This window comes from Parabacteroides sp. AT13, assembly GCF_002272965.1.
GTDB lineage: Bacteria > Bacteroidota > Bacteroidia > Bacteroidales > Tannerellaceae > Parabacteroides > Parabacteroides distasonis.
In genome coordinates this window covers 1,821,569-1,848,181 of record NZ_NQMH01000001.1, presented here as the reverse complement: position 1 = coordinate 1,848,181, position 26,613 = coordinate 1,821,569, and the positions used below count along the sequence as shown (strand labels likewise).

21 protein-coding genes are annotated in these 26,613 nt (G+C 41.5%); 12 read left to right on the top strand and 9 right to left on the bottom strand.

Annotation, left to right across the window (positions count from 1 at the left end; translation table 11 throughout):
* Positions 1-160 precede the first annotated feature (160 nt).
* The 6 genes from CI959_RS07750 (at position 161) to CI959_RS07725 (ending at position 4,395) form a co-directional block, all read left to right on the top strand.
* A complete protein-coding gene (locus CI959_RS07750) occupies positions 161-1,108 on the top strand; it encodes a fimbrillin family protein (protein WP_011967097.1) in 948 nt (315 codons plus the stop codon).
* Between the two features lie 211 nt (positions 1,109-1,319).
* A complete protein-coding gene (locus CI959_RS07745) occupies positions 1,320-1,775 on the top strand; it encodes a DUF4252 domain-containing protein (RefSeq protein WP_057317289.1) in 456 nt (151 codons plus the stop codon).
* Positions 1,776-1,786: 11 nt separating this feature from the next.
* Positions 1,787-2,299, top strand: a complete 513-nt coding sequence (locus CI959_RS07740) for an RNA polymerase sigma factor (protein WP_005860415.1) — start codon at positions 1,787-1,789, stop codon at positions 2,297-2,299.
* On the top strand, positions 2,292-2,684 hold the full coding sequence (locus tag CI959_RS07735) for a hypothetical protein (RefSeq protein ID WP_005860413.1): 393 nt from the start codon (positions 2,292-2,294) through the stop codon (positions 2,682-2,684). The genes CI959_RS07740 and CI959_RS07735 overlap by 8 nt, the downstream gene beginning before the upstream one ends.
* 4 nt (positions 2,685-2,688) lie before the next feature.
* Positions 2,689-3,153 (top strand): DUF4252 domain-containing protein, encoded by a 465-nt coding sequence (locus tag CI959_RS07730; protein ID WP_005860412.1) that lies wholly within the window; start codon positions 2,689-2,691, stop codon positions 3,151-3,153.
* 75 nt (positions 3,154-3,228) lie between these two features.
* Positions 3,229-4,395, top strand: coding sequence for a 6-bladed beta-propeller (locus CI959_RS07725; RefSeq protein WP_009016530.1), 1,167 nt, complete (start codon positions 3,229-3,231; stop codon positions 4,393-4,395).
* A gap of 35 nt (positions 4,396-4,430) precedes the next feature.
* Here CI959_RS07725 and mutS read toward each other — a convergent pair whose 3' ends face one another.
* The 8 genes from mutS to CI959_RS07685 form a co-directional block, all read right to left on the bottom strand.
* Positions 4,431-7,043: a DNA mismatch repair protein MutS gene (mutS, locus tag CI959_RS07720; protein WP_036632384.1), complete on the bottom strand. Its 2,613-nt coding sequence runs from the start codon at positions 7,041-7,043 to the stop codon at positions 4,431-4,433.
* Positions 7,044-7,101: 58 nt separating this feature from the next.
* Positions 7,102-7,758 (bottom strand): fructose-6-phosphate aldolase, encoded by a 657-nt coding sequence (fsa, locus tag CI959_RS07715; protein WP_005860406.1) that lies wholly within the window; start codon positions 7,756-7,758, stop codon positions 7,102-7,104.
* A gap of 203 nt (positions 7,759-7,961) precedes the next feature.
* Positions 7,962-9,113: a hypothetical protein gene (locus CI959_RS07710; RefSeq protein WP_009016532.1), complete on the bottom strand. Its 1,152-nt coding sequence runs from the start codon at positions 9,111-9,113 to the stop codon at positions 7,962-7,964.
* A gap of 1 nt (position 9,114) precedes the next feature.
* The gene (locus CI959_RS07705) at positions 9,115-10,392 is read right to left on the bottom strand and encodes a DNA cytosine methyltransferase (RefSeq protein WP_009016533.1); all 1,278 of its coding nucleotides are present in this window, start codon (positions 10,390-10,392) and stop codon (positions 9,115-9,117) included.
* Positions 10,393-10,722: 330 nt separating this feature from the next.
* A complete protein-coding gene (locus CI959_RS07700; RefSeq protein WP_005860400.1) occupies positions 10,723-11,349 on the bottom strand; it encodes a hypothetical protein in 627 nt (208 codons plus the stop codon).
* A 6-nt stretch (positions 11,350-11,355) separates the two neighbouring features.
* On the bottom strand, positions 11,356-12,429 hold the full coding sequence (locus tag CI959_RS07695) for a DUF4848 domain-containing protein (protein WP_005863763.1): 1,074 nt from the start codon (positions 12,427-12,429) through the stop codon (positions 11,356-11,358).
* Positions 12,430-12,449: 20 nt separating this feature from the next.
* On the bottom strand, positions 12,450-12,812 hold the full coding sequence (locus tag CI959_RS07690; protein ID WP_005860396.1) for a DUF3244 domain-containing protein: 363 nt from the start codon (positions 12,810-12,812) through the stop codon (positions 12,450-12,452).
* A gap of 182 nt (positions 12,813-12,994) precedes the next feature.
* On the bottom strand, positions 12,995-14,704 hold the full coding sequence (locus CI959_RS07685) for a lipopolysaccharide assembly protein LapB (protein ID WP_005860394.1): 1,710 nt from the start codon (positions 14,702-14,704) through the stop codon (positions 12,995-12,997).
* A gap of 406 nt (positions 14,705-15,110) precedes the next feature.
* On the opposite strand from CI959_RS07685, the gene CI959_RS07680 reads away from it, so the two are divergent.
* The 6 genes from CI959_RS07680 (at position 15,111) to CI959_RS07655 (ending at position 23,552) form a co-directional block, all read left to right on the top strand.
* Positions 15,111-15,668 carry an ORF6N domain-containing protein gene (locus CI959_RS07680; protein ID WP_022193008.1) on the top strand — a complete coding sequence of 186 codons (558 nt, stop codon included), beginning with the start codon at positions 15,111-15,113 and terminating at the stop codon, positions 15,666-15,668.
* A gap of 89 nt (positions 15,669-15,757) precedes the next feature.
* On the top strand, positions 15,758-18,598 hold the full coding sequence (gene leuS, locus CI959_RS07675; protein ID WP_057317220.1) for a leucine--tRNA ligase: 2,841 nt from the start codon (positions 15,758-15,760) through the stop codon (positions 18,596-18,598).
* Complete coding sequence (locus tag CI959_RS07670; RefSeq protein ID WP_011967102.1) at positions 18,595-19,473, top strand: YitT family protein; 879 nt, start codon at positions 18,595-18,597, stop codon at positions 19,471-19,473. The genes leuS and CI959_RS07670 overlap by 4 nt, the downstream gene beginning before the upstream one ends.
* Positions 19,474-19,560: 87 nt before the next feature.
* Positions 19,561-20,142, top strand: coding sequence for a non-canonical purine NTP diphosphatase (locus CI959_RS07665; RefSeq protein ID WP_009016536.1), 582 nt, complete (start codon positions 19,561-19,563; stop codon positions 20,140-20,142).
* Position 20,143: 1 nt separating this feature from the next.
* The gene (locus CI959_RS07660) at positions 20,144-22,474 is read left to right on the top strand and encodes a T9SS type A sorting domain-containing protein (protein WP_057317221.1); all 2,331 of its coding nucleotides are present in this window, start codon (positions 20,144-20,146) and stop codon (positions 22,472-22,474) included.
* Positions 22,475-22,478: 4 nt separating this feature from the next.
* The gene (locus tag CI959_RS07655) at positions 22,479-23,552 is read left to right on the top strand and encodes an acyltransferase (RefSeq protein WP_005860380.1); all 1,074 of its coding nucleotides are present in this window, start codon (positions 22,479-22,481) and stop codon (positions 23,550-23,552) included.
* 153 nt (positions 23,553-23,705) lie between these two features.
* Here the strand turns inward: CI959_RS07655 and CI959_RS07650 are convergent, their stop codons facing one another.
* The gene (locus CI959_RS07650; RefSeq protein WP_057317222.1) at positions 23,706-26,126 is read right to left on the bottom strand and encodes a TonB-dependent receptor; all 2,421 of its coding nucleotides are present in this window, start codon (positions 26,124-26,126) and stop codon (positions 23,706-23,708) included.
* Between the last annotated feature and the right edge of the window lie 487 nt (positions 26,127-26,613).

The window sequence follows — 26,613 nt, the reverse complement described above, 5'->3', positions numbered from 1 at the left end:
GCAGGTTACTTTGCGTATTAAGAGGATAAAACAATCGTTACTATATAATATATAAAAATATCATTTTATAACAGGAATAATAATTAATAGTAATAGAATAATAAACTATATTGGCTCAAATGTTTATTGTTTGAAAGGTTCCATTAAAACATTAGACAAAATGAACAAATTATTATTAATTACGATCTTGTTAATCATCTTTACCGGATGTCATGAAAATCAGCAGTGGATGTCCAAAGAGAAATCAACCGCACGAAAGTCAGTTCTTGAAATGACCACCCGGTCCTATACGGCAGGTTCTTCAGTATTCACCGAAATTCTGCCCGAAGGGTCCGAAATAGGATTATTTATAACCTATGGTAATCAAGACAGTTTATATAAAGGCGCATCTCTTTATAAAAACGTAAAATCAAAGGCTGTAGGCTCATCAAAAGGTTCTTTAAAATGGAAACAAACACCGCAGGTATTCCTTAGATCTAATCGACCAGTCATGATCTACGCTTACTCACCTTATAAAGTACAAATACCGTTAGATCCTACCTCCATACCGATCAAAATATCCCCAATCGCGGCGGAAACCCCCTCTTATGAATATGGGAGGCTCTCGCAAGGCCAAAAAGAGGTCAACCGTAAATCTCCGCTCGCGAAACTCTCCATGAATTATGCATTATCACTTCTCTCATTCGAAATATATCAAGATTCGGACATCAACGGGCTATTCAAGCTAACCTCCATACAGATCGGTAACCGTGCGGGAGGTAATACCTTGCAATATACCGGGACAATGGATATCGTAACCGGAAATATCAAAGGAACTCCCGGGGCATATAAAGCCACTTTACTTACAATAGATCCATCCGTAACTTTACGACACGCGAAAGCGGAGGAGCAAAATATCCGTATAGTCCCTACCTACTCTCCTATCCGGGAAAAAGAAGTTGAGGCGATCTTTACTATCAATGGAAGAACTTACAAATACATCATTCCGGAAGGCACCTGCTGGAATAAAGGATATAAATATTCCTATAAGTTATATTTCGATGGTAAAGATATCAGGTTACACGATTCCGTCGCCTATATATGGACACCTAAACTGAAGAAAAAATAATCAGTATATAAAATAAGAGTACTAATCTATGGAACTTTTCATTCTTACCGTAAAGCCTATCGAGAATAAATACGCCCGGACTCTAATCTTTTTTGCCTATTTTTGTAACAAACAAATCCCTTATCCCGTCTTCTTTGTGAAAGCCCCCACTCTAAGGCGCACGGACGAAGGGCGATCCAAAAACATAGTATTAACGAAAAAGTCAATTACAATGAAAAGATTACTAGCGTTACTGGCCATCCTCCTTATCAGCCAAGTAGGATACGGGCAGCAGAAGATGGATCAATTATTCAATGCTTTCCGGGGTGAAAGCGATGTTACTTCCGTAAATATCGGAAACATAACGATGAAGCTAGCCAGCCTGTTCACCGAGACAATGGGAGTAAACGGTATAGATATCCTTGAATTTGATAATTGTGCCCAAGAGGTGAAAGACCGACTGTCTACCGCCATACGGAACCTGAGAGATTCTGATTACGAGACGATGGTCACGGCAAATGAAAGGGACAGTCGCACGAAAGTTCTTGTCAAAATAAAAGAGGATATGATCCGTGAACTGGTCATATTCACGACAGGAAGCGACAATGCGTTAATCCGTATCAAAGGAAAGATCAGCCCGTCCGATCTAGACCGGGTAATCAATGAGCACAAAACTGGAAATCATTAAGGGCGATACTGATGGACGTTGATGTTTTTAAACAACGGTTCCTACCCTTTCATCCTAAACTCTATCGGATCGCTTATGCCTTATTAGACAATAAAGCGGATGCGGAAGACATACTTCAAGATGCCTATTGCAAATTATGGAATAAAAGGGATGAGCTGGGAGATATCCAGAATCCGGAAGCATTTTCCATAACATTGGTCAAAAATCTTTGTCTGGATTTCCTGCGCTCGCCCAAAGCAAGCCGAAGAGACAACGAAGAGGCATTGGAGACCGTTCTATTAACGACCGACTCCTCGCCGGAAAAGGAATTGGAAGAAAAAGAGGATATCCGGCGTATACAAGAACTGATAGAACAGCTCCCCGAGAACCAGAGGCAGGTAATCCGCCTGCGTGGTATTGAGGATTGTTCCTATGAGGACATTGAACAGATTACAGGGCTTAGCTCCTCTAATATAAGAACATTACTTTCCCGGGCACGCAAATTGATCCGGGAGAAACTAGAAAAAGCAAGTTGTCATGGATGATAAAAAGATAGATGAACTAATAAACAAGGCACTCCAAGAGGATTTAGCCTTACCGGAGGGACTTTCCGAAAGGCTGGAACGACAAATCGACTTCCTAGCCCAAGAAGAGATATCTCCCCGAGTCTCACGAAGACGTTCCTTCTATTGGATAAGCGGAATCGCCGCCGCTATTCTTGGCGCCCTATTCCTCATCTTCACGGAGACAAATCGTCCGGCTCCCGTTATGGCCGATACCTTTACCGATCCTGAAGAGGCAGCTGTCGTAGCCCAAAATGCCTTGGCGTTCATGTCTAGGAATTTAAACAAAGGTCTCGGGCAGGTCAATGAAGCCAGTCAAGAGATCACAAAAATAAACAAGATCGTAAATAAACATTTAAATGATTAATACAATGAGACTCAAACAACTATATACAATACTGCTTCTCTGCTGCGTGAATATCTGTTTTGCCCAGAACAAGCTTTTCGACAAATATGCGGATATGGACGATGTTACTTCCGTATATATCTCCAAAAAGATGTTTCAGATGATGCCGGTCATGGAAACCGCCGGACTCAACCTTGCCAACCTGAAAGGGAAAATAGAATCCCTGCAAATACTCACCACCCAAAAAGCGGATTTAAGGGAACGAATGCGAGGTGAGTTCAAAGCCTTGATCGGAAAGGATCATGAAGAACTCATGCGAGTAAAAGATGGAAAGACCAAAGCCAATTTCTACGTCAAGCAACAAGGAGAACTGATACAGGAGTTGATCATGATAGCCGACATGGACGACGGGAGCTTCAGCGTCATGCAATTGTTAGGGCGTTTTACGCTCCAAGATGTGCAGGAAATTACCAGTGAGATCAACAAATAATAGGATAATTTCGTGAAAACCATCGGCTTTTTATAGTATCTTCACCACCATAAGTTAAACAAAAATCATACGCGTATGAAAAGATTCATTTTTACAGGGATAATCATCCTGTTTGTAATGGCTGGATGTGGAGGCGACCATTCATCGACCGATGGTCTTATAACCGTGGATGTAAACGATAGTTATTCAACCAAAAAAGAGTTGGTCCTTCAAGACTTCATGGATATGGAGTATATTCCGCTGGAAACAAACGATGAGTTTATCAATCGGGCATGCGTGCAGGCGGTTGGCGAGAAATACATAATCGTGACAAACTTTTACGATGATGGCAATATTTTCGTATATGGCCGGAACGGAAAAGCTATTCGCAAAATAAATCGCAAGGGACAAGGTGGAGAAGAATACGTGTCTATGAGATCGGTTTCGTTAGATGAAGAAAACGAAGAGATTTTCGTAAATGATTTTCATGCGAAAAAGATAAGGGTCTATGATTTGGAAGGAAATTTCAAACGAAGTCTGAATCAAAGAAGCGAGAAAAGTTCGTTTTACGTGGAAATGCTTGATTATGACAAGGACAACTTGATTTGCTATGATAAGTTTAATTTTGAGGTACCGTTCTTGCTTGTGTCGAAGCAAGATGGAAGTATAACGAAAGAAATCACGGTTCCATATAAAGAGAAGCAATTATTCCATATCGTTGAAAGACTTTATGATAAAGGAGAAACAAGAGCAGCTGGACCAGGTCCGTATAACAGTATAATTCCTTTTAAGGGTAATTGGATTCTATTTGAGGCCTCTTCAGATACGGTATACACCTTAATGCCTGATTACAGTTTGCGCCCGCTTATCGCACGAACACCCCCTATCCACACCATGGATCCGGGCGTTTTCGTCGTCTTAAGATTGATTTCCGATCGTTATTATTTCATGGAAAGCGTAACGAATATATATGATTTTAACACCGGAGAAGGTTTCCCGAGAAAGTACTTCGCATACGATACGCAAGAAAAGAAATTTTTCAACTATATCACATACAACGATGATTATTCTTATAAGAAAGAAATCTATATGGTGACATTTCCTCCCATCAATTCAAAAGGCGAATTGTGCTCTACCATCAATGCTTCCGAACTTTGCCAGGACTATAAAAGGGGAAAGCTGAAAGGCAAACTAAAAGAGGTGGCCGCGACATTGGAAGAGGATGACAACCGGGTGGTAGTGTTGGTGAGACCTAAAAAGTAAACGATTACCAATCATCGGTAATACGATCAAGCGGATTATTTCCCCGTAATAATCCGCTTAATCTCACTCAGTTTGTTCAAGGCTTCCAAGGGGGTAAGATTATTCACGTCCAAGTTCTTGATCTCATCCCGTACTTGGCTCAACACCGGATCATCCAACTGGAAGAAACTCAGCTGATACCCCTCGGCGGCAGAGGCGATCGCTTTTACAGGCTTACCCGTAATACCCTCCTGACGATTCTCGGACTCCAACTGCTTCAAGATCTCATTCGAACGCTTCACGATGCTTTTAGGCATACCGGCCATTTTCGCCACGTGGATACCAAAGCTATGCTCGCTTCCTCCCGGTATCAACTTACGCAAAAATATCACCTTATTCCCTACTTCCTTGACCGATACGTTATAGTTCTTGATCCGCTTAAAGGCACGCTCCATCTCGTTCAGCTCGTGGTAATGGGTAGCGAACAGCGTTTTCGCCTTCGCATTCGGGTGCTCATGAATATATTCCACGATCGCCCAAGCGATTGATATGCCATCGTAGGTACTGGTACCCCGCCCTAACTCGTCGAAAAGCACCAAGCTCCGGGAAGTCATATTATTTAATATATCGGAAGCCTCATTCATCTCGACCATAAAAGTAGACTCACCCACCGAGATATTATCCGAGGCGCCTACACGGGTAAATATCTTATCCACGATACCGATATGGGCGCTCTCGGCCGGAACAAAGCAACCGATTTGCGCCATGAGCGTAATCAAGGCTGTCTGACGCAATAAGGCAGACTTACCGGCCATATTCGGACCCGTGATAATGATGATCTGTTGTTTCTCGTCATCCAGATAGACATCATTGGCGATATAAGGTTCTCCCAAGGGCAGTTGTTTCTCGATTACCGGGTGGCGACCTCCCTTTATGTCGATCTTGTCGGAATCACTCACGACCGGACGGATATACTTATTCGCCTCCGCGGCCTTGGCGAAAGATAAAAGGCAATCGATACGCCCGATCAAGTTCGCGTTCATCTGGATAGGCGGAATATACTCCGTCAAGGCCAATACCAGCTCATTGAAAAGGCGGGTCTCCAGAGCAAGGATCTTTTCTTCCGCCCCTAATATCTTCTCCTCGTATTCCTTCAACTCCTCGGTAATATAGCGCTCGGCGTTCACCAAGGTCTGTTTACGGATCCAATTCGCCGGGACTTTATCCTTATGGGTATTACGTACCTCTATATAATAGCCGAAGACGTTGTTGAAAGCGATCTTCAAGCTTGGGATACCCGTCAATTCGATCTCGCGCTGCTGTACCTTCAACAAATAATCCTTGCCGGAATAAGCGATGGCACGCAAGTCATCCAATTCCTCGTTGACACCCTTCGCTATAATTCCTCCCTTATTGACCAACGAAGGGGGATCGTTATTAATCTCTTTCTCAATCCGGTCGCGGATCAAGGCGCAAGCGTTTAATTGCTCCCCGATCCGGCATAAGCTGGGTTCCCCGCTCGCCATACATGCCTCCTTGATCGGCTCGATCGCACGAAGCGCGACCTTTAGCTGAACCACCTCACGAGGAGATACACGGCCGACAGCCACCTTGGAGATAATACGTTCCAAATCGCCGATCTGCTCCAACTGCGTATCCAGCAACTCCTTTGTCTCCGGTTCACGGAAGAAATAATCCACGACCTCTTGGCGTTCTTGGATCGGTTTTACATCCTTTAGCGGGAATAGTATCCACCGGCGAAGCATACGAGAGCCCATCGGCGAGATCGTCTTATCGATCACGTCCAACAAGCTTGTTCCCTCATCGTTCATCGTACCCACCAGTTCCAAGCTGCGTACCGTAAACTTATCCAAGCGGACGTATCGATCCTCCTCGATACGGGATAAAGCGGTGATATGGGAAATATGCGTATGCTGGGTCTGGTCCAGATAATACAGAATCGCCCCGGAAGCGATAATACCTAATTTCAAGTGTTGTACGCCAAAACCCTTCAAGTTCTTCGTCTCGAAATGCTTCAACAGGCGATCCTCGGCGGCCGAGGTCGTAAAGATCCAGTCATCCAGCTCAAAGATAAAGAAACGAGGACCGAAAGCCTCCTCGAAACGCTTCTTGTTTCCCCGTTCGATCAACACTTCCTTCGGGGAAAAATTATTGAGTAATTTGTCGATATAATCGATGGAACCCTCCGCTGTCATGAACTCGCCGGTAGAGATATCCAAGAAAGAAATACCACATACCTCCTTGGCGAAATGGATAGAGGCCAAGAAATTATTCTCTTTATGATTCAGTATATTATCATTGATGGAAACACCGGGAGTCACCAATTCCGTAATACCCCGCTTCACCAGTTTCTTCGTCAACTTAGGGTCTTCCAGCTGGTCGCAAATAGCCACACGCTTTCCGGCCCGCACCAACTTCGGCAGATAAGAATCCAAGGCATGATGTGGAAATCCCGCCATCTCAACATGCTGCCCTACGCCATTCGCACGTTTGGTCTGTACGATACCCAGTATTTCCGCGCCAATCACGGCGTCCTCGCCATACATCTCGTAAAAGTCTCCAACCCGGAATAAAAGGATAGCGTCCGGATGTTTCGCTTTTATATCGAAATACTGCTTCATCAAAGGGGTTTCCACAACTTTTGCCACGATAGTAATCTTTTAAATGCGTTTACGAATTAATCCGCACAAAGGTACTATTTTTTTTCTATCCGTTTACTTTCTTATAATCCGCTAGAAAAGTAGCTAGCCCACTATCCGTTAACGGGTGTTTCAATAAGCCTTTAATGGCGGACAAAGGACAAGTAGCCACATCCGCCCCGGCCTCCACGCATTGGATGATATGCTGGGTGCTACGGATAGAAGCCGCTAAAACTTGGGTATCATAATCATAATAATCATACATTTCCACGATCTTACGTACCAGCTCTATCCCGTCGCTGGCAATATCATCCAAACGCCCGACAAAGGGCGATACATACGTAGCCCCGGCCTTAGCCGCCAATAACGCCTGACCGACAGAGAAAACCAGCGTACAATTCGTACGGATGCCTTTTCTGGTGAAATATTTTATCGCTTTAATCCCCGCTTCGATACAAGGTACTTTAACGACTATATTAGGATGTAAAGCTGCCAACTCCTCCCCTTCTTTTATCATGCCCTCTAAGTCGGTAGCGATTACCTCGGCGCTTACATCCCCGCCCACGATCTCGCAAATTTCCAAATAGTGTTTCCGTTGATTTTCCACCCCCCGGATTCCCTCTTTCGCCATTAAGGACGGATTAGTCGTCACGCCATCCAATACTCCCAATTCATTCGCTTCCCGGATCTGGTCCAGATTCGCCGTGTCAATAAAAAACTTCATAGCTTTAAACTTTAATGTTACGTATTTGTATAACCCTTCTGATTCGCTATTAGTTCTAAATCAACCGTCTCAATCCCCTACTAATTCCATATACAAGTCGTTAAGCCGTTTGTGGAGATATAAAACAGCGTATTTTTCCGGGATAGGTATGCTTCTTGATACGATCTATGATCTTAGGGAGACGATCGAGAAGAAGATATATTTTATTTTACAGACAAAGTATATTTCCTATCGATCCATTCGGCCAATGAAATACCGCCCAATTCTTCGATAGTCTCTTTCCTTTTATAAGGTTTTAGTTGATGAATACGTTTCCAAATATCATTAAGCCAGACCTCATATCGGTTAGGCAACATAAGTTCTGGACGGAATTCCGATATATCTAAGTCTAAATCATCACTATTAAGAAGATAGTTCTTTATTAAAGTCGCAGATTCTAACAACTCACCAACCACATGCGGTAAAGGAAAAGGCAGAAGTTCATCATTCAGTTTCAATTGTTGGCCCCCTGCGGAAAAAGTGTCCCGCATATGAAAATTAACAACAGACCGGCGCGTACATAACCATAAGGCAGCATTCTCATAATTCCCACTCACTACTTCCGGGAATAAAATAAATATCTCCGCTTTTAGTCTCTTATTCCTTTCCGGATCCGCATATTCTCCATTATCCACCCACAGGCTTATATTCATATCCGTATGCTCCTCCAAACTTTCCTCAGCGGAAGTGCCCAACCACCAAGGCATAGCTTTCTTTTTGGCTTTAATGGCTTTTTCCCTATAATATTTTCGAACGATCTCTATAGAATCCGGAGCATTCCTTAATTGATCATAAGCAACTCCCATCTTACTAAAAATAGTCTGCTCTTTCGTTAATTCCATATTAATCAAATAACGGGGAGAATGGGTAACAGCTATATCGGAGAGACAATCCTCATAAGGACGGCACTTAAACTCCGCCGTCTTACCTCCCAGTTTGCCGAAGAGCATATAGATATTTTCTACATTCTTATCACGTGTAGACTCCACGATGCTACTTCCCGTAGATGTCCAATGGTTCTCTTTTGTAGATTTTACCTCAACCCCATAATATTTCTCCGCGATAATATCTGGAAAATATTGGGCGGAAACCAAGCGTATCTCCTCCACACGGAAAGGAGTTCTACCGCAAAGTTCTTTCATCACGTTCACTACTACATTTTCCAGTTCCTTACTCTTACAATCGCAATACGTACCCGGAATAGCAGCTGCTTTTTCATTCAAGTATGATTCCAGCATAAACATAAAATCCGCAAAAGCCTCATCCGCTTTTTGAAGATTTCTATTACGCACAGTAATAATATTCTCCTCTTCCATATTATCTCTTTTTAAAATACAACGGCCATAAAGTCTGTATGCGATTCGCTATATGATACGCTAATACTGGAGGAACCGCGTTACCGATCACCTTATAAGCGCCTGAGGCACTTAACTCAAAACGTGTACTGTTCTTTTTATGGGAGACAAACGTATAATCCGGCGGAAACGTCTGTATCAAAGCACATTCTCGAGGAGTTAAGCGACGTTCTTGTAAACCGGCGTCTAATTCTTCCGTAATAACGCCCCCATGCTCCCGGGATAAACGACGGTATTCTATATTTCCATGATGCTCGGAACGAATCGTCGGGCCAATATTATCCAGCGCGATCTCCTTTTGACCTTGACAATGAGCTCCCATATATTTCGCCTGTGAATAATACCGCTGGGATGGATCTTCTGTCCTATCCGGTTCCTCCAATCCTACAAATACATCCCGACAAACCACCGGTGGCAATAGTTTCTTATCTTCCACGGTGCAAGCATGTGTCGGACTCGGATAAGGATCGTAAGCTTTGGGTATCTTCTCCTCTTGAAGCGCTCTTAAAGCCTTAACCTTTAACGCGGACTTACGTATCCCGATAAAAATCACACGCTCTCTAGACTCCGGAACCCCATAATTGCCCGCATGTAAAACTTGAGGATCTAAAACAATATATCCATCCCCAGCCGCATGGGCGAAGTCTCTCTGAATAATACTTTTCACGTCTCCCAGATTCACCAGTCCCTTCACGTTCTCCGCGATAAATATCTTGGGTCTCGTAATATCGATCACCTGCTTCATCCAATAGTAAAGTTTACCCCTCGTCTCTTCCGAGGCCTCATCGTCCTCACGCAATTTCCCGGTATGATCCTTATTCGACTCAAATCCCAGACGTTTACCAGAGACACTGAAATCCTGGCAAGGAAAACCTCCCGTGACGACATCTATATTTTTAGGGAAAACTTTTTTCCCCGCTCGATGCTCTTTCACCAAGTCTACGATACTCTTTGTATTATAAACGTTTTTATCATATCCGAATCGATCCATATATTGAAGCCAAGCGGTTTGTGCCTCTTTCAATATATCATTCGCAAAGACCGTTCGAAAACGATTCTTCTGTAAACGAACCCAGTGTTCATCGATAACCTCTTGAACCCAGGTACTTTGAGGAGATATAGACTTACGATGACATATAAAATCCCCCTCGAATCCTAAATCCATGCCCCCACATCCAGAGAACAGGGACAAGACCCGTAGTTCATTTGATGTATCAACCTCCTTTTCACTCATTTTCATATTCGATCCTTACTATAAGATATGCTTAAAGAACCACAAATTTACGAAGAATTTCAATTTTTTTGTTTTCATAGTCAATTGATTTTGATTCGGCATCCACTATTGGATAGTTTGTCAAAGATAGTTCTTAATCACGAGAGAGACAATATCGCAAACAAAAAATGCCTCAATAATTCTTGAGAATCTATATACATTATACAAGCAAAAGCCATGCATAGAATTATCTCTCTACACATGGCTCTTTTCACGTACTCTTTTCTTATAGGCAGTTATTCATCTTTGTTTTGGTTCCAAATAAAACATTATGTGTTTCTATACTTTATTATTCTATCATTTCAAAACAAAAGGAACATATACAGAGAGCATCAAATCCGAAAGATGTCCACGACGGCCATTAGCCGGTCCGTTATTGAAATGCTTCAAGGTATTGAAACAGCCATACTGATAAGAAAGGCCGAACTCACAATGCTTGCTTAAACGATATCCCACCTTCGCCATCACGGACAGGTCAAACACGGCTTGTGGCTGTACATAAAGCGTAGGAGCGATACCGACACCTAAATGGAATTTCTTGGTAAAACGCCAATTCCAACTAGCGGCTACGGAGATAGGCATCACAAACTCATCGAAAACATCAGCTTTCTTAGAAACATATATACCATCCTCTATACTTTCATAATAAGGAAAATACTTCGTCGTTTCCATCTTCTGAAATCCCATCGTAATATCCAAATCATAAAAGAATTTCTGTTCCGGAAGGAATCGAAAGCGATAACCGATCATACTATTTAACTTATAATCGTGCCGATAAGACCAATTTGATTCATCACCCCAAGTAGTTCGTTTCCAACTATCTTGTAAAGGAAATCCAACACCGGCACCTACTAATAAGCCATGCTCAATTTGGGCGAAAGTAGAAGTAGAAACCAATAACAGTAAAAATAAAATTTTTTTCATAAATTATCACCAGTCTTCTTTTAAACTTATTTTTGCAGTCCCTTTATTACTTTCAGGCATTTCATCTGACCAAATTTCCATTCGTCCAGAAAACTCAAATCGAGGAGGAGTTACGATTGTAACTGAGTTTCTTGGATTTTCACCAACATGCCCTAACATACCTCCTTGATCCTTAGCTAAAAGTTTATTATATACATCTGTATGTAAAAGAATTGTTACCCCATTTTTATTCTGATAATTTTTAATTGAAACATTATATACTTCAAAACCACTTCCTGACCCTGAAGCTGTAAGACGTAGTATAATCATTGTACGGTGTTTTTTCCATAAAACTTTCTTTTTTTGACTAAGATAATCAAAGCCCAATGACAAATAATTTTTATTTTCAATAGTTTGTAACTCTATAAATCTTGGAATAGCTCGAACCTTTACATAATCACCACCTGGTATTTGATATTTACTTTCAGCTAGGTTTATATCATTCTTTTCATTTGTAGCTTCATTATTACCATACAATGATATCCCTGATCCGAAATATTCCTCTAAAGCCTTATATACAGGAGCATGTGCTACACTATCTCCTATCAAAAACACCCCCCTTCTATTCACAAAAGAACTATATGTAGAACCTTTTAATTTATAATGCGCAATAAAATCTGTAGAATCATAAGGTTCAAACATGAAAACATCATCATATTTTTGTTTGAATTCTTTGATTTGATGAGCAGGCCAAGGTTGGCTAAGATCTTTCTCATAATTGTCTACAATAAGCTCCTGTTCTTGATCTGCTTCTTGCATAAGTTGCCATTGACTTACGAAACCTGCCCCCGAGAAAATATTATTTCTCTCTTCTTCTGACATATCATTCATCTCCCAAAGCATCGCATTAAAGACGGAATCATTCTTGAACTGAATACATTTATCTCCCGCATAATCTACAATTTGGAAATCTGCTTCACCAACAAAAGCCTTTGTTTGTAATCCTGTCGTTTCAGCAACATTAATCAATTCCGCATCATTACTACATGATATCATCAATAAAGTACATGCAGATGCTAAAAGCACTGTCTTTTTGTCCATACTTCTAAAATTTGAATTATTTATAAATTAAAAAAACCTTCTGCGTAGTTTTCTGAATCTGATATATAAAGTCCATAAGATCCAGAAGTACATTCATCTAATGAGATAATACTAGAAGAAACATCTTGTGTATCCACTATCTCCTCATAAACGATATTTCCATTCGCATCCACAACAGATACTCGTACCTCTCCTATATATTCTAAAAACTCCAAAGACAAAACTTTTGAAGTTTCATCTATGTCTGCTTTTATAGGTACATCCAAATTTACAGATCGCTGTTTTTTCTTAAGATGACCATGTAAAGGCACATGACCTGCAAAAGATGGAATACAAATTGAAAAAATAAACAACACTGTTAGTAGCCATTTTACATTTTTCATAATCTCTCTTTTTTTGTTATGTTTCGGTTGCAAATCTAGAGATTATATATGATCTAAAGGGGTTAAATTATGTAATCCACATAGACAAAGAAAAAAACGTAAACACTTGACAATCAAATACTATAAAAACAAATACATAGACAAACAATCGTAGAGCCCCTTAAATGAAGGTTTATTACATACTAAATATTAACAAGAGATTCATACAATCCTTGTTTACCTTCCCAATTTAATTTCTTTCGTACTCGCAAACGTGTACGATCGACGGAAGTAGGAATAATATTTAAAAGGATAGATATAGCTGTTGAATCAAGTTTAAATAATGTAAGGAAACAAAGATGCATCTCCGATGGTGACAAGCCTGCATCCTTCAGTACCTTTATAACACTAGGGTAAACTTCCATCATCAAAACTTCAATATCAATCCACATTTTTTCGGAAACGGGTGCTTCAGAATGATTAGGCTGCACAGTTTGAGATATTTTCTTTATTTTTTTAGCTAAATTACTATTGAGAATTTTAGATTCTCTTAATTCGAATAATCGAGATCTCAAGCTATCTACCTCTTTCTGTACATTTTCATATTCCACTTGCATTTTCACCGAAGAATACTGAGTATTTTGCAATTGGATTAGTTCATCACTCTTTCTCCGAAGTTCTGCATATAATTGATATATGCTTTGATTCAAAGTATTAATTTTTTCTTGTTGTTTTAAAAGTGAACGATTCTTTCTTCTTATCGTAGCTAAATAGACAATAATGAGTAAAGCACATAAAAATAACAATATCAATATAAAAGTATAATTCCTTTGCCCCTTTAATAGTAATCTTATATTTTCATTATGCAATTTCAAATGTTCATATTTTTGTTCTGTATCATATATATCGACAGATTTACTTATATTCATAAGGGAATCCTCTGCTGCTACATATTCTTCATAAAAAGACAAAGCTCTTTTATAATCATCTCTTTCTTTATTTATTTTATAATAATGATAAGCAATAGTAGCCGGTACAAAATCATTATCTATGGATACACTATTAGCCTTTTGAAGATAATTTTCCGCTTGTTCTAAATTTCCACGCTTTTGCTCAAGATCTGATAAGGTCAAATAATCCGAAGCAGTATCACTCGAATCCTCTTTTATGCTCTTCAATAAATATTTTTCAGCTAAATCATATTTTTCCAAAACATTAAATATATTACCTAGACCATTGTATACATAATTTCTAACCTCATCTACTCTCAAGGAATCTATTATCACTTCTGCTCGCTTCAATATAGTTAAAGCTAAATAATTAGAATCAACATCCATATAACTCCTTCCCTCATTCACAAACGAACGCACATAGCTTTTCATATTACCGGCCAATCGAAAATACCGTCCGCTCTCCTTATATTTTTTTGCAGCTAACACATAACGATCATCCAGTTCATACAAATCCCCCATATAACTACAAATATACCCGGCACGATTATAGTTCTTAATCGCCAACGCTACCTCCAGCGCATCGGAGTAAGCCCTCATTGCCTTCTCGTACTCCTTATCCTCCACATACGAACGCCCCAGATAAAGGCCGATCTCAGCCTCCTCTTCCCGCATCTTTTTCTTTTGATAGTATTTCAAGGCGATCTCAAGCTGGTTCGTATAAGGCATTTCGTCCTCTATTTTATCGGCGGCACGTGCGTACAACATACACCAACGGGCTATCAGACGGGGACTCATCTCTTCCGGGAGCGGAATGGAATCCAATGTAGTGATTACGCTATCCGGATAGGCATCAAACAGGCGTTCCGCCTGATTGATCAAACGGATTTCCTCAGATTCATTTTGGCATCCTACCACAAGGAAAGTCAAGGAAGTTAATAGTATATATATAAATGACTTCATCCTTTATTATAGATAAGCAAAATTAAATATTTTTAATTCATAAACAAACGATAGAACAACAAAATAACAAATACAAGAAGAAAAAACACACAATAAGTCCATGCAAAGGTATCAAGTTATATATACATGAATATCAGTGATATAAAAACATCATCATGTTTTCCGGAAAACACGTACATGTTTTTCCGAAAAGTCGTACGTGTTTTTCATAAATCACGTACGTGTTTTTCCCGGAAATCTTATAAGGAAAATAAGAACACATAAAAAATAGACAATAAGCCGGATCAGCAATAACTCATTGTACAACTTACAAATGCAACCAATCATTAATATCCAACTAGCTTATTGCTTATCTCAATTATTTTACAAACCTTTGCGAACATAATATTAAACTAAAATCTTTACTATGGAATTACAAACGATACAAAACAAGATTCACGAGATCAGAGGGCAAAAAGTCATGCTGGATTTTGATCTGGCGGAAATGTATGGAACAGAAACCGCCCAACTGAAACGTGCGGTCAGACGAAACATAGAACGCTTTCCTGATGATTTTATGTTCACATTAACAATTCAAGAATTTAACAACTTGAAAAACAATATGGTATGCCAAATTGGCATCTCAAAGAAAGGAGGTAACCAATATGCTCCATTCGCTTTCACGGAGCAAGGTATAGCAATGCTTTCTTCTGTACTCAGATCCGATACAGCCATTAAAGTCAATATCTCTATCATGCGTGCTTTCGTCGGCATACGACAAATAATAAGTTCTTCCTCCCCTTTGCTTGAACTCCAACAAGAAGTAAAGGAACTCAAAGCGTATATCGAAGAAGCATTTGCCGATTACAACGACATCAACGAAGATACCCGTACGCAACTTGAGCTAATCAATCTGTCACTCGCTGAGTTACAAGCGAAAAGAACCGAGAATCAATCTCGCCCCCGGATTGGTTACGTGAAATAAACAGTTCATGTAAATAACTCATATAAAATAAATAAATTCACTAACTTTGTGGCCTTAAATAGAAAACGATACAAAAACGATAAACGATCATGGAGTACAATTTCAGAGAGATTGAGAAGAAGTGGCACGACTACTGGATTGCCGAAAAGGTTTATAAAGTCGAAAAAGACACGAATAAGCCTAAATACTATGTATTGGACATGTTCCCCTATCCTTCCGGTGCGGGATTACACGTTGGCCACCCGCTCGGTTATATAGCTTCTGATATTTATTCGCGTTTCAAACGTTTGCAAGGTTTCAACGTATTGCACCCGATGGGTTACGACGCTTACGGACTACCCGCCGAGCAATACGCCATCCAAACCGGACAACATCCGGAGATCACGACAAAGAATAATATAGCCCGTTATCGGGAGCAATTGGAAAAGATCGGTTTCTGCTACGATTGGAGCCGTGAGATCCGTACCTGTGATCCCGAATATTACAAATGGACGCAATGGGCCTTCATCCGGATGTTCAACAGCTACTACTGCAACGACGAGAAGCAAGCCCGCCCGATCAGCGAGTTGATACAAGCCTTCGAGACAAGTGGTACGGAAGGTCTGAACGTAGCTTGCGGAGAGGAACTTAGTTTCACCGCCGAGGAATGGAAAGCCAAGAGCGATAAAGAAAAACAAGAGATATTACTCAACTACCGGATCGCTTATCGTGGCGAGACCATGGTAAACTGGTGTGCCGCCTTGGGTACCGTATTAGCGAATGATGAGGTCGTGAACGGTGTTTCCGAGCGTGGAGGCTATCCGGTAGAACAAAAGATCATGCGCCAATGGTGCTTACGTGTATCCGCTTACGCGCAACGCCTGTTGGACGGATTGGATACGATCGACTGGACGGATTCCTTGAAAGAGACCCAAAAGAACTGGATCGGACGCAGCGAAGGTGCCGAGGTTCGCTTCAAGGTAAAAGACAGCGACAGGGAATTCACGATCTTTACGACCCGTGCCGATACGATGTTTGGTGTAACCTTCATGGTATTAGCCCCGGAAAGCGAATTGGTTCAACAATTAACTACGGCAGACCAAAAAGCGGAAGTAGACGCTTACCTAGATCGCACCAAGAAACGTACCGAGCGCGAGCGCATCGCCGACCGTCAGGTAACCGGTGTATTCAGTGGTTCCTACGCTATTAACCCGTTTACGGGCGAGGCGGTTCCCATCTGGATCAGCGACTATGTATTGGCCGGCTACGGTACGGGAGCAATTATGGCGGTTCCGGCGCACGATAGCCGCGACTACGCTTTCGCGAAGCATTTCGGACTGGAAATCCGCCCCTTGGTGGAAGGTTGCGACGTAAGCGAGGAAAGTTTCGATGCCAAGGAAGGTATCGTATGCAATTCTCCGAGAGCCGGCGTTACTCCTTATTGCGATCTTTCCTTGAACGGACTGACGATCAAGGAAGCGATAGCCGCTACCAAGAAATACGTAAAAGATCACGATTTGGGACGTGTGAAGATAAACTACCGCTTGCGCGACGCTATTTTCAGCCGCCAGCGTTATTGGGGCGAACCGTTCCCGGTATATTACGACGCCGATGGCATGCCTCAGATGTTGCCGGAAGAATGTCTGCCCTTGTTGCTGCCGGAAGTAGATAAATTCTTGCCTACCGAGACGGGCGAGCCTCCATTAGGACACGCCGTTAAATGGGCTTGGGACACGGTAAACCAAAAAGTCACCGAGGTATCGAAGATCGATAACCAGACGATCTTCCCGCTGGAGCTTTGTACGATGCCGGGCTTCGCCGGTTCTTCCGCTTATTATTTGCGCTATATGGACCCGCGTAATGATAAAGCCTTGGTAGCTAAAGACGTGGATGAATATTGGAGAAACGTGGATTTATATATCGGTGGTACGGAACACGCTACCGGCCACTTGATTTACAGCCGTTTCTGGAATAAGTTCTTGTTCGACTTGGGTATCGTTTGCGAGGAAGAGCCGTTCAAGAAATTGATCAACCAAGGTATGATCCAAGGACGCTCGAACTTCGTGTACCGCATCAACGGAACCAATAAATTCGTTTCCTTGAACTTGAAAGACCAATACGAGGTCACCCCTATCCATGTAGACGTAAATATCGTATCTAACGATCTGTTGGATATAGAGGCTTTCAAGAACTGGCGTCCGGAATACAACGACGCGGAGTTCGTATTGGAAGATGGTAAATATATCTGCGGATGGGCAGTCGAGAAGATGTCCAAATCCATGTTCAACGTAGTGAACCCGGATATGATCGTTGAGAAATATGGTGCCGATACCCTACGTTTGTACGAGATGTTCCTAGGCCCGCTGGAGCAATCCAAGCCTTGGGATACGAACGGTATCGACGGCGTACACCGTTTCTTAAAGAAGCTTTGGGGCTTGTTCTTCGGCAATACGGATACCCTACAAGTTACCGATGCCGAGCCTACGGCCGACGAATTGAAATCCTTGCATAAGCTGATCAAGAAAGTAACGTTCGACATCGAGCATTTCTCATACAACACGTCCATTAGCGCCTTCATGATTTGCGTGAACGAGTTAACGAGCTTAAAATGCAGCAAGCGCGCCATCTTGGAGCCGCTGATCACCTTATTGGCTCCGTTCGCTCCCCACATCACGGAAGAGCTATGGCATCAATTAGGACATGATACGACCATCTGCGATGCCCAGTGGCCGGAACATAACGAAGAGTATCTGGTAGAAAAATCAGTTACCTACGTCATCTCATTCAATGGTAAAGCCCGTTTCAACCTCGAACTTCCGGCAGATATCTCCCGTGAAGACGCTGAGAAGGCGGCCTTGAGCCATGAGAACTCAGCGAAGTGGATGGAAGGCAAGACCGTTAAGAAGGTAATTGTCGTTCCCGGCAAAATCGTTAATATCGTAGTGGGATGAACTTAAAACTCACAAAAATCTATTTTTCCGTACAGGATTATCTAATGATCCTGTTCGGAACTTTATTATACGGATTCGGATTCAACGCCTTTATCCTTTCCAACGAGATCGTGACAGGTGGGGTAAGTGGTATCTGTGCGTTGATCTTCTTTGCCTCCAATGGATTGATCCCGGTATCCGTATCTTATTTTGTCATCAACGTAGCCTTGTTGGTGGTAGCCTTAAAGATCCTTGGTCTAAAATTCTTGATAAAAACTATTTTCGGAGTTTTCTCACTCTCGGCTTCTCTCTCTCTCTTCGAGTGGCTGCTGAAAGGACAACCTATACTGCACGACCAGCCGTTTATGGCTATCATAATCGGAGCGTTCATGTGTGGTGCCGGACTAGGATTGGTATTCTCGGCGAACGGTAGTACCGGAGGTACGGATATTATCGGTGCGGTAATCAATAAATATAAGAATATATCGATCGGACGTATCCTTCTGTTTTGCGATTTCTTCATCATCAGTTCCTCTTTCTTCCTGTTCCATAACGTGGACAAGATCGTTTTCGGTTTCGTGGAGATGGTCATAAGCAATTACGTTCTCGACATGGTATTGAACGGTAACCGCCAATCCGTACAATTCCTCATCTTCTCCCAGAAGTACGACGAGATAGCAGATCGTATCATCCATGAGTTAGGCCGTGGCTGCACGATACTAGACGGTGAGGGCGGTTATTCCCGCAAACCCGTCAAAGTAGTCGTACTACTCGCCAAGAAATCCGAATCCGTCTCCATCTTCCGGATCGTGAAGCGGATAGACCACCAAGCGTTCATCTCCCAAAGTATCGTCCGAGGGGTATATGGTGAGGGGTTCGATCAGATAAAGACTTAAAAAAGAATATACAAACAATTTAAAGCATTTCCATACGTTATATATCTACCGTATAGAAATGCTTTCTTATTTAATAGATTACGAAATATGAAACTTGTATTCGCGACAAATAATCAACACAAACTGGACGAGGTCCGCAAGATAACCGCCGGATACGCGGAAATCATAAGTTTATCCGATATAGATTGCCATGACGATATCCCCGAGACGGCAGATACCTTAGAGGGAAATGCTTTGCTAAAAGCCCGCTATATCAAGGAGAAATTCGGATATGATTGTTTCGCTGACGACACGGGATTAGAAGTCGAGGTATTGAATAATGCTCCGGGAGTCTATTCGGCTCGTTACGCAGGAACAGGGCACGACTCGGAAGCTAATATGAACAAGCTGTTGTCCGAAATGAATCATAAAGAAAACAGAAAAGCACGTTTCCGCACGGTCATAGCTCTAGTCCTTGACGGAAAAGAATATACCTTCGACGGTATCGTGAATGGCTCTATCACTACCGAAAAACGCGGAGATAGCGGATTTGGATACGATCCTATATTCATGCCTGATACCTATACACAAACTTTCGCCGAGATGGGTAACGATACAAAAAACCAGATCAGCCATCGTGCGAAAGCCGTCATGAAGTTAACATCATTTTTATCTGATTATAATTGTTAATATGAGACATATACTTACTATCATTCTATTTTCATTTTTTTCATTCACTGTATTAGCCGCTAATTTTAATACAACCGGATGGAAAACGTATCTTTCTTACAATAACACAAACAGCGTAGAGGAATCGAACGACCAAGTATTTGTGGTAGCGGAAGGATCTCTTTATACGTATGGAAAAGAAGATAATAGTATTAAGCAATATTATAAAGGAAATGGATTAAATGATAATACGATTTCTTTGATCCGCTATAATAAACAAGTAAAATCACTCCTTATTATCTATGATAATTCAAATATAGATATACTTGAGGGAGGAGTGGCGACAAATCTACCTTATCTGTCGACCAGTACGTCCATAAGAGACAAACAAATCAATTCGATATTGGTACATGATGAATATGCTTATTTATCGACTGCATTTGGTATCGTCGTAGTCAATATGGCCAAAAAGGAAATTAAGGATACTTATAATCTTTCCTTAAATATAACATCATGCGCTATACAGAATGGGAATATATATGCTTCCACAACCAATAAAGAAGAAATATCTTCAGGAATTATATATGCTTCATTAAAAGAGAACCTGCTGGATAAAGCAAACTGGAAACCTTATGGATTATCAAACCTTTCCGATAATCATACGATCTCAGCTATCGCTTCATTCAAGAATACCTTGTTCTACTTGGTCAGTCAGCAAGGTATCTTCTATGAAAACAATGGAGAGCTTTCCCAAATAATAAATAGCTCAACCCTAAAATACATGAAAGTAATAGGCGAAAAATTAGCATGTATAGATAACTCAAGGGTTTTCATCGTATCCGATACACAAAAGTTTGACCAAATAAACTTAAGTATCAATGACATCAGTACCTATCAAACAGACAAATATTGGATAGCGGAAGGAAGTAAAGGGCTACGTTCTATCCAACGGAAAGGCTCAAATAGTTTTGAGGCTCTTAATGAACCTATCATTTTAGACGGACCTTACAGCAATAGCGCATTCGATATTGTTTGTAAAAATGATAAAGTATATATGATCATAGGAGGTAAAGACCTCCTAAATGGTAAGCGCTTCGACAAAGGAGGTTATATTCTTACATACGATTATGATAAATGGTCTTTTATCGATCCTAAAGAAGCCCAAAAGAAACTCAATTTACCAAGAAATCCACGAGACTATACAAGTATAGCCGTAACGACCGATGATTCTAATGATGAGATCGTATACGCCTCTTCCATGGGTGATGGCGTTATCCAATATAAGAATGGAACTCCCGTCCAGTCATACAATGAAAAGAATGCCTTTAAAGAAACCGCAGGAGGCTATGGGTCCGGTTATTGTTATATAGATGGACTGGCCTTTGATAAAAATGGAAATTTGTGGATGACAAGCTCAGAGGTTAACCATGCGGTACTTGTTCTTGACAAAGCAGGAGCATGGCATCGTTTGGATATCGAGCAACTTAGAGGAGTTTATACAATAAACGATATACTTATAACCTCCACTAACGACAAATGGATTTATGTGCCTCGTAACACCCCTAAACTTGTAATGATACCGAATAGCGAGTCTTTAGACGAAGTTTCCTCGTATGAGTTTACTACACTTATTGATACCGACGGAAAAGAATTGACTCCTAGTAATTATACATGCGTAGCCGAGGATAAGGATGGATATATCTGGGTTGGTACGAATCGGGGAGCCGTATACTTCACTAAACCTAGGATCTCTTCCGCTGAGGATAAAGCCGCTACACGTTGTACAAGGGTAAAATATACCAATGAGGAAACTGGCAATCTCGCTTATTTCTTAGATAACGTTGTCGTCACGACCCTAAAAGTAGACGCAGGTAATCGAAAATGGATTGGAACCAAAGGAAATGGCGTCTATGTTCTAGATAATGATAATGAGACAATCGTTTATCAATTTAATACGACCAATAGCCCGCTCCTTTCCGATAACATATACGATATAGAGATAAACGATAAGACCGGTGAAGTTTTTATCGGTACCGATAAAGGACTAAATTCCTATCAAGGAGAAGCTTCGGAAGGTAAATCTGATTACTCGGAGATCTACGCATATCCTAATCCGGTACGTCCCGAACATATGGATAAAGTAACGATTGTAGGATTAATGGATAATTCGAATGTAAAAATCACGGATTTAAACGGAAATATTATTTATCAAACTAAATCCTTGGGGGGGCAAGCTATCTGGAATTGCCGGAACGCAAACGGATCACGTGTAGCGACAGGCGTATATCTTGTACTAGCTTCCACGGAGGAAGCCTCAGAGAGCGTCGTAACAAAAATCATTGTAGTCAAATAGAACAATGAATCAATCAGAGAAAGTTTTACTCAACTCCAGATTAATAAATCAAGTAAAAGAAGCGAATAATTTTGATTTTATTCGCTTCTTTCTTGCGTATTCTGTCATGTTCAACCATTTCAGCACACTGACAGAGACAGATCCTTTTTGGTTTGTTAGCGGAGGATTTCGAGTGAAAGGTTTCTTTATTATTAGTGGATTTCTTGTTATGTTTAGCTTCTTACGTACGCCTAATACCCGGATTTTTTTCCGTAAACGTATTCAACGTATTATGCCCGCCTACAGCTTGACTATTTTATTATGTGCCTTAATCGGATTATTCCTTACTTCCTTATCCTGCAGGGAATACCTCACCTCTTCTAGCTTATACACCTATCTTATCTGTAATTTACTTACATTTAACTTTTTATCGCCGGATTTACCCGGCGTATTCGATACCAATCCTTTACAAGCGATGAATGGGTCTTTATGGACTATCAAGGTTGAATTCATGCTATATATCACCATACCCATTATCTATTGGTTACTGAAAAGATATAACAAATTAGTATGCCTACTTCTTATTTATATCTTATCTTTCATCTACTCGACAACGTGTAATTATTTAGATGATATGACACACAACCCTATTTATGAATTCATGAAAAGACAATTCCCCGGACAAATGATGTACTTTTGTTCTGGTATTATCATACTTGCCTATTTCCCTATTTTTCGAAAATATATGAGATATTTGTTCCCTGTCAGCCTATTTCTTTTATTGGGTAGAGAGTATCTGTTGCTGAGTATTTTCGAGCCTATCGCTCTAGCCTCTATCATTATCACGGTAGCTTACGGATTCAAGTGGTTACATGTATTCAACCGGATGGGAAATTTCTCGTATGGTATCTTCTTGATTCATTTCCCGATCATCCAGATATTCATTCATTACGGACTTGATCAATATAGCTTTATATTGACATTGGCTCTTACCACTATCCTTAGCACCGGATTAGGTATGTTATCCTGGAAATACATAGAGAAACCTTGTTTATATCATCCTAAAAAGAAAAACCAGATGAACGCAATGCTCGGATGATCTGATCTGTTATCTTCTCCGCTCCTTTCGCAGCGATTAATGCCAAGAACCAAATCCCACCATCCGTAAAAGAGGGAAACAACTACGATTGCAGAATTTATTTGTAGTCGTAGTTGTTTCCCGAAGACAAACCAATACAGTAAAGATACAATATCAATGCTTTATACCCTCGAACATCTCCGAGCGATCTTCTTTCGCTTGGGTGGATTTGGCCTTGAAACTATTAAATGTCCAACTCAACGTCAACGTGATTTGTGGATATTTGGGTTTGATACGTGTCAGGGAGCGTAAATCTGCCGTTTGGATATCGCTGATATATTTGGCGGAACGGAAAATATCCCGGAAAGCTAAGGTGGCGGTTAGTTTTCGGTTACATAGTTGCTGGCGGACGGCTACGTTCGCGTACCAATAAGCGTCCGTACGGCCCTGCGTCGTTACGGAAGGGCCTACAAAACTACCATCCAATTGGATACGTGTGTATTTCCCCAGATTAAACAGGTTATTCCATAGGATATCGTAATTGGTGCTAGAGGTCGTATTTCCACCGGCGGCCTGTTCGTTCTTCACCTTATAGTGATAAACGTTTCCATTGACCGTGGTATTCCACCAGCGCACCGGATGCAGGCTGACGCTTAGCTCGATACCCGTCGAGTAATCATGTCCTACGTTCGCCATCGAATCCAAGGTTACACCAGCTGAATAGGGAACACGCAACCGCTCGATCTTATCCTTCCGATACCGATGAAAGGCGGTGGCGGATACCGTGTTTTCCCCGAAACTCTTCCGGTAGTTCAATTCAAAGGAGTTGATGTACTCCGGACGTATATCCGGATTACCGATCTCGGCCGTATAAAAGTCGCGATACGTGATATAAGGCTCCATATAGAAAAGCTGCGGACGTGTGGTACGACGGGAATAGGAAGCCAACAAACGATGTTCATTCGGGAACGTATAGCCCAAATGCACCGATGGGAAAAACTCAAAACGATTCTTCGTACGATCCGCTCCCTCCACGGAACTTCGCAAGACCGTATGCGTATGCTCTCCCCGAACGCCGGCTTGCGCCTCTAAATTCTTCCACGTATGGGAAAGAATCGTATAGATAGAATTCACCCCTTCTTGAAAATAAAACGTGTTGTAGATATCGTCACGCCAAAAGAACGTTTGTCCCTTGGGGTCCCACCATTCCATATTGTAATCGCCGTCTTCCAGATAAGAATAATATTGGTAACCCGCCTCTAGCTTACCTCCTTTTCCGAAAGGCAAGGCGTAATCCAGATTGATACGCATCGTTTCCCGGTGCTCGGCCTCATAAGCACGGTGCCCCTGTTGGCGTTGCCCTTCCAAGGACATCAAGTCGTTAAAGAAATATTCCAAGGCATGACCGCCATATTTGTAATAGGCACTACCGGAAAGCTCGTGCCCCTTATCGTTGAACTTATGCTGTACCGCCAGACTTCCCAAACCTATATTCTCATCATTATCATAATCATCTATGCTTCGATAATCTTCCGTCACCGGAGAGCCGCCCGCTACCGAACGGGTTTCCTTATAGTTCATTTTTCCCTTACGCTTATTTCCGCCATAGCCGCCCTCCAGATCCAACGCGATGGTTGTCTTGGGAAGATTCAGGCTCCAACCGCCTTTCATCGTATAATGATAGCTGTTTCCCGTACGAGGCCCGACGGAATGCGAGGTAGTGGTCTGATCGCCCACCACCGTCATCTTCTCTTGGTCGAAATCACTCTTGCGCAACCGGTCTGTCCACTGTCCGCCGATGTACCAACGGGAACGCTGATGTTGCTGTGCCAACAAGAAATCGACATGGCGGGAAAGCCACGTACTTCCCGAGAGATTCACCATCCCGCTCAATCCCCGCTGGGAATGCTTCTTCGTGATAATATTAATGATACCCACGTCGCCTTCCGTATCATGCTTGGCGGAAGGTGTCGTGATAATCTCTATATTCTCTATATGCCCGGCCGGGACTTGCTCCAAAGCCTGTGTACCCGAGAAGACACTCGGCTTACCATCTATGTAAACCAAAAAGCCGCTGCTTCCACGAAAAGTAACATCGCCTTCCGCATCTACCCGTATGGAAGGCGTATTCTCTAATATATCCACGGCGGAACCGCCTCCTCCCATCATATTGGAAGAGGCCTCGACCACTTTCTTATCCAGCTTATAAACCAATTGCCGTTTCTCAGCCACTACCTCCACTTCGGCGATACCTACCTCCAAAGGACTCATCATCAACTTACCTAGATCCACCGGAGACAAGGCATCCAAGATGATATCATTCTTTGTAAACACATCATATCCCATCAAACGGACCATGACCACATAATTACCCGGAGCCACCTTAGTAAACGAGAAACGTCCTTGATCGTCCGGAAAAGTCTGTTGCAAAGGTTTTTCACTTCCCATCGTAAACAGAAAGATATCCGCATAATTAATCACTTGATTCGTAGAGGCATCTATTAACTGCCCCTTAATACGGGCATCCGGAGAAGAAGCCCACGAGAGCGCACAAATCACCCATAATAAGGCCAACATTAGTCCTATCTTTTTCATGATATTGAGAATTACAATTAGATTTCTACGCAAAAGTAACTAAATTCAGAATGTTACGGTAATTAATAGCGATCATTCTTGATATATTCTTTCCCGGGATCGTCCGAGTTCGAGTAGCGAAGCAGATGGTTTCTTCCTAGGGAAACAAAAGTTTCTATATGGGAAAACAGAAGTTTCTTCAGTACAAAACTTTAGTTTTCTTCTATGAAAACAAATGTTTTCCATGTGTAAAACTTTTGTTTTATACCATAAAAAACCACAAATACTTATATATTAATATTTTATCTATATAAAGAAAGGAAGAAAAACGGACTGATTATATACGTAGAGTGTAGAAAATTCCTTTGACGGCATGGCAAAGACACTTACTAAAAGCGGGAAATGATGGTAGATAAAGACTTACTATTGTAGATGTTTTCCTATCTACAACAATAGGATAAATATTTTAAAATCAAATGATTATAAGGATAGTTGTAGATATTGTACA

Excerpts from the sequence above, each read along its gene's own strand:
- CI959_RS07750 (WP_011967097.1), top strand. The coding sequence starts at position 161 with ATGAACAAATTATTATTAATTACGATCTTGTTAATCATCTTTACCGGA.
- CI959_RS07745 (WP_057317289.1), top strand. The coding sequence starts at position 1,320 with ATGAAAAGATTACTAGCGTTACTGGCCATCCTCCTTATCAGCCAAGTA.
- CI959_RS07740 (WP_005860415.1), top strand. The coding sequence starts at position 1,787 with ATGGACGTTGATGTTTTTAAACAACGGTTCCTACCCTTTCATCCTAAA.
- CI959_RS07735 (WP_005860413.1), top strand. The coding sequence starts at position 2,292 with ATGGATGATAAAAAGATAGATGAACTAATAAACAAGGCACTCCAAGAG.
- CI959_RS07730 (WP_005860412.1), top strand. The coding sequence starts at position 2,689 with ATGAGACTCAAACAACTATATACAATACTGCTTCTCTGCTGCGTGAAT.
- CI959_RS07725 (WP_009016530.1), top strand. The coding sequence starts at position 3,229 with ATGAAAAGATTCATTTTTACAGGGATAATCATCCTGTTTGTAATGGCT.
- fsa (WP_005860406.1), bottom strand. The coding sequence starts at position 7,758 with ATGAAGTTTTTTATTGACACGGCGAATCTGGACCAGATCCGGGAAGCG.
- CI959_RS07710 (WP_009016532.1), bottom strand. The coding sequence starts at position 9,113 with ATGGAAGAGGAGAATATTATTACTGTGCGTAATAGAAATCTTCAAAAA.
- CI959_RS07705 (WP_009016533.1), bottom strand. The coding sequence starts at position 10,392 with ATGAAAATGAGTGAAAAGGAGGTTGATACATCAAATGAACTACGGGTC.
- CI959_RS07700 (WP_005860400.1), bottom strand. The coding sequence starts at position 11,349 with ATGAAAAAAATTTTATTTTTACTGTTATTGGTTTCTACTTCTACTTTC.
- CI959_RS07695 (WP_005863763.1), bottom strand. The coding sequence starts at position 12,429 with ATGGACAAAAAGACAGTGCTTTTAGCATCTGCATGTACTTTATTGATG.
- CI959_RS07690 (WP_005860396.1), bottom strand. The coding sequence starts at position 12,812 with ATGAAAAATGTAAAATGGCTACTAACAGTGTTGTTTATTTTTTCAATT.
- CI959_RS07685 (WP_005860394.1), bottom strand. The coding sequence starts at position 14,704 with ATGAAGTCATTTATATATATACTATTAACTTCCTTGACTTTCCTTGTG.
- CI959_RS07680 (WP_022193008.1), top strand. The coding sequence starts at position 15,111 with ATGGAATTACAAACGATACAAAACAAGATTCACGAGATCAGAGGGCAA.
- leuS (WP_057317220.1), top strand. The coding sequence starts at position 15,758 with ATGGAGTACAATTTCAGAGAGATTGAGAAGAAGTGGCACGACTACTGG.
- CI959_RS07670 (WP_011967102.1), top strand. The coding sequence starts at position 18,595 with ATGAACTTAAAACTCACAAAAATCTATTTTTCCGTACAGGATTATCTA.
- CI959_RS07665 (WP_009016536.1), top strand. The coding sequence starts at position 19,561 with ATGAAACTTGTATTCGCGACAAATAATCAACACAAACTGGACGAGGTC.
- CI959_RS07660 (WP_057317221.1), top strand. The coding sequence starts at position 20,144 with ATGAGACATATACTTACTATCATTCTATTTTCATTTTTTTCATTCACT.
- CI959_RS07655 (WP_005860380.1), top strand. The coding sequence starts at position 22,479 with ATGAATCAATCAGAGAAAGTTTTACTCAACTCCAGATTAATAAATCAA.
- CI959_RS07650 (WP_057317222.1), bottom strand. The coding sequence starts at position 26,126 with ATGAAAAAGATAGGACTAATGTTGGCCTTATTATGGGTGATTTGTGCG.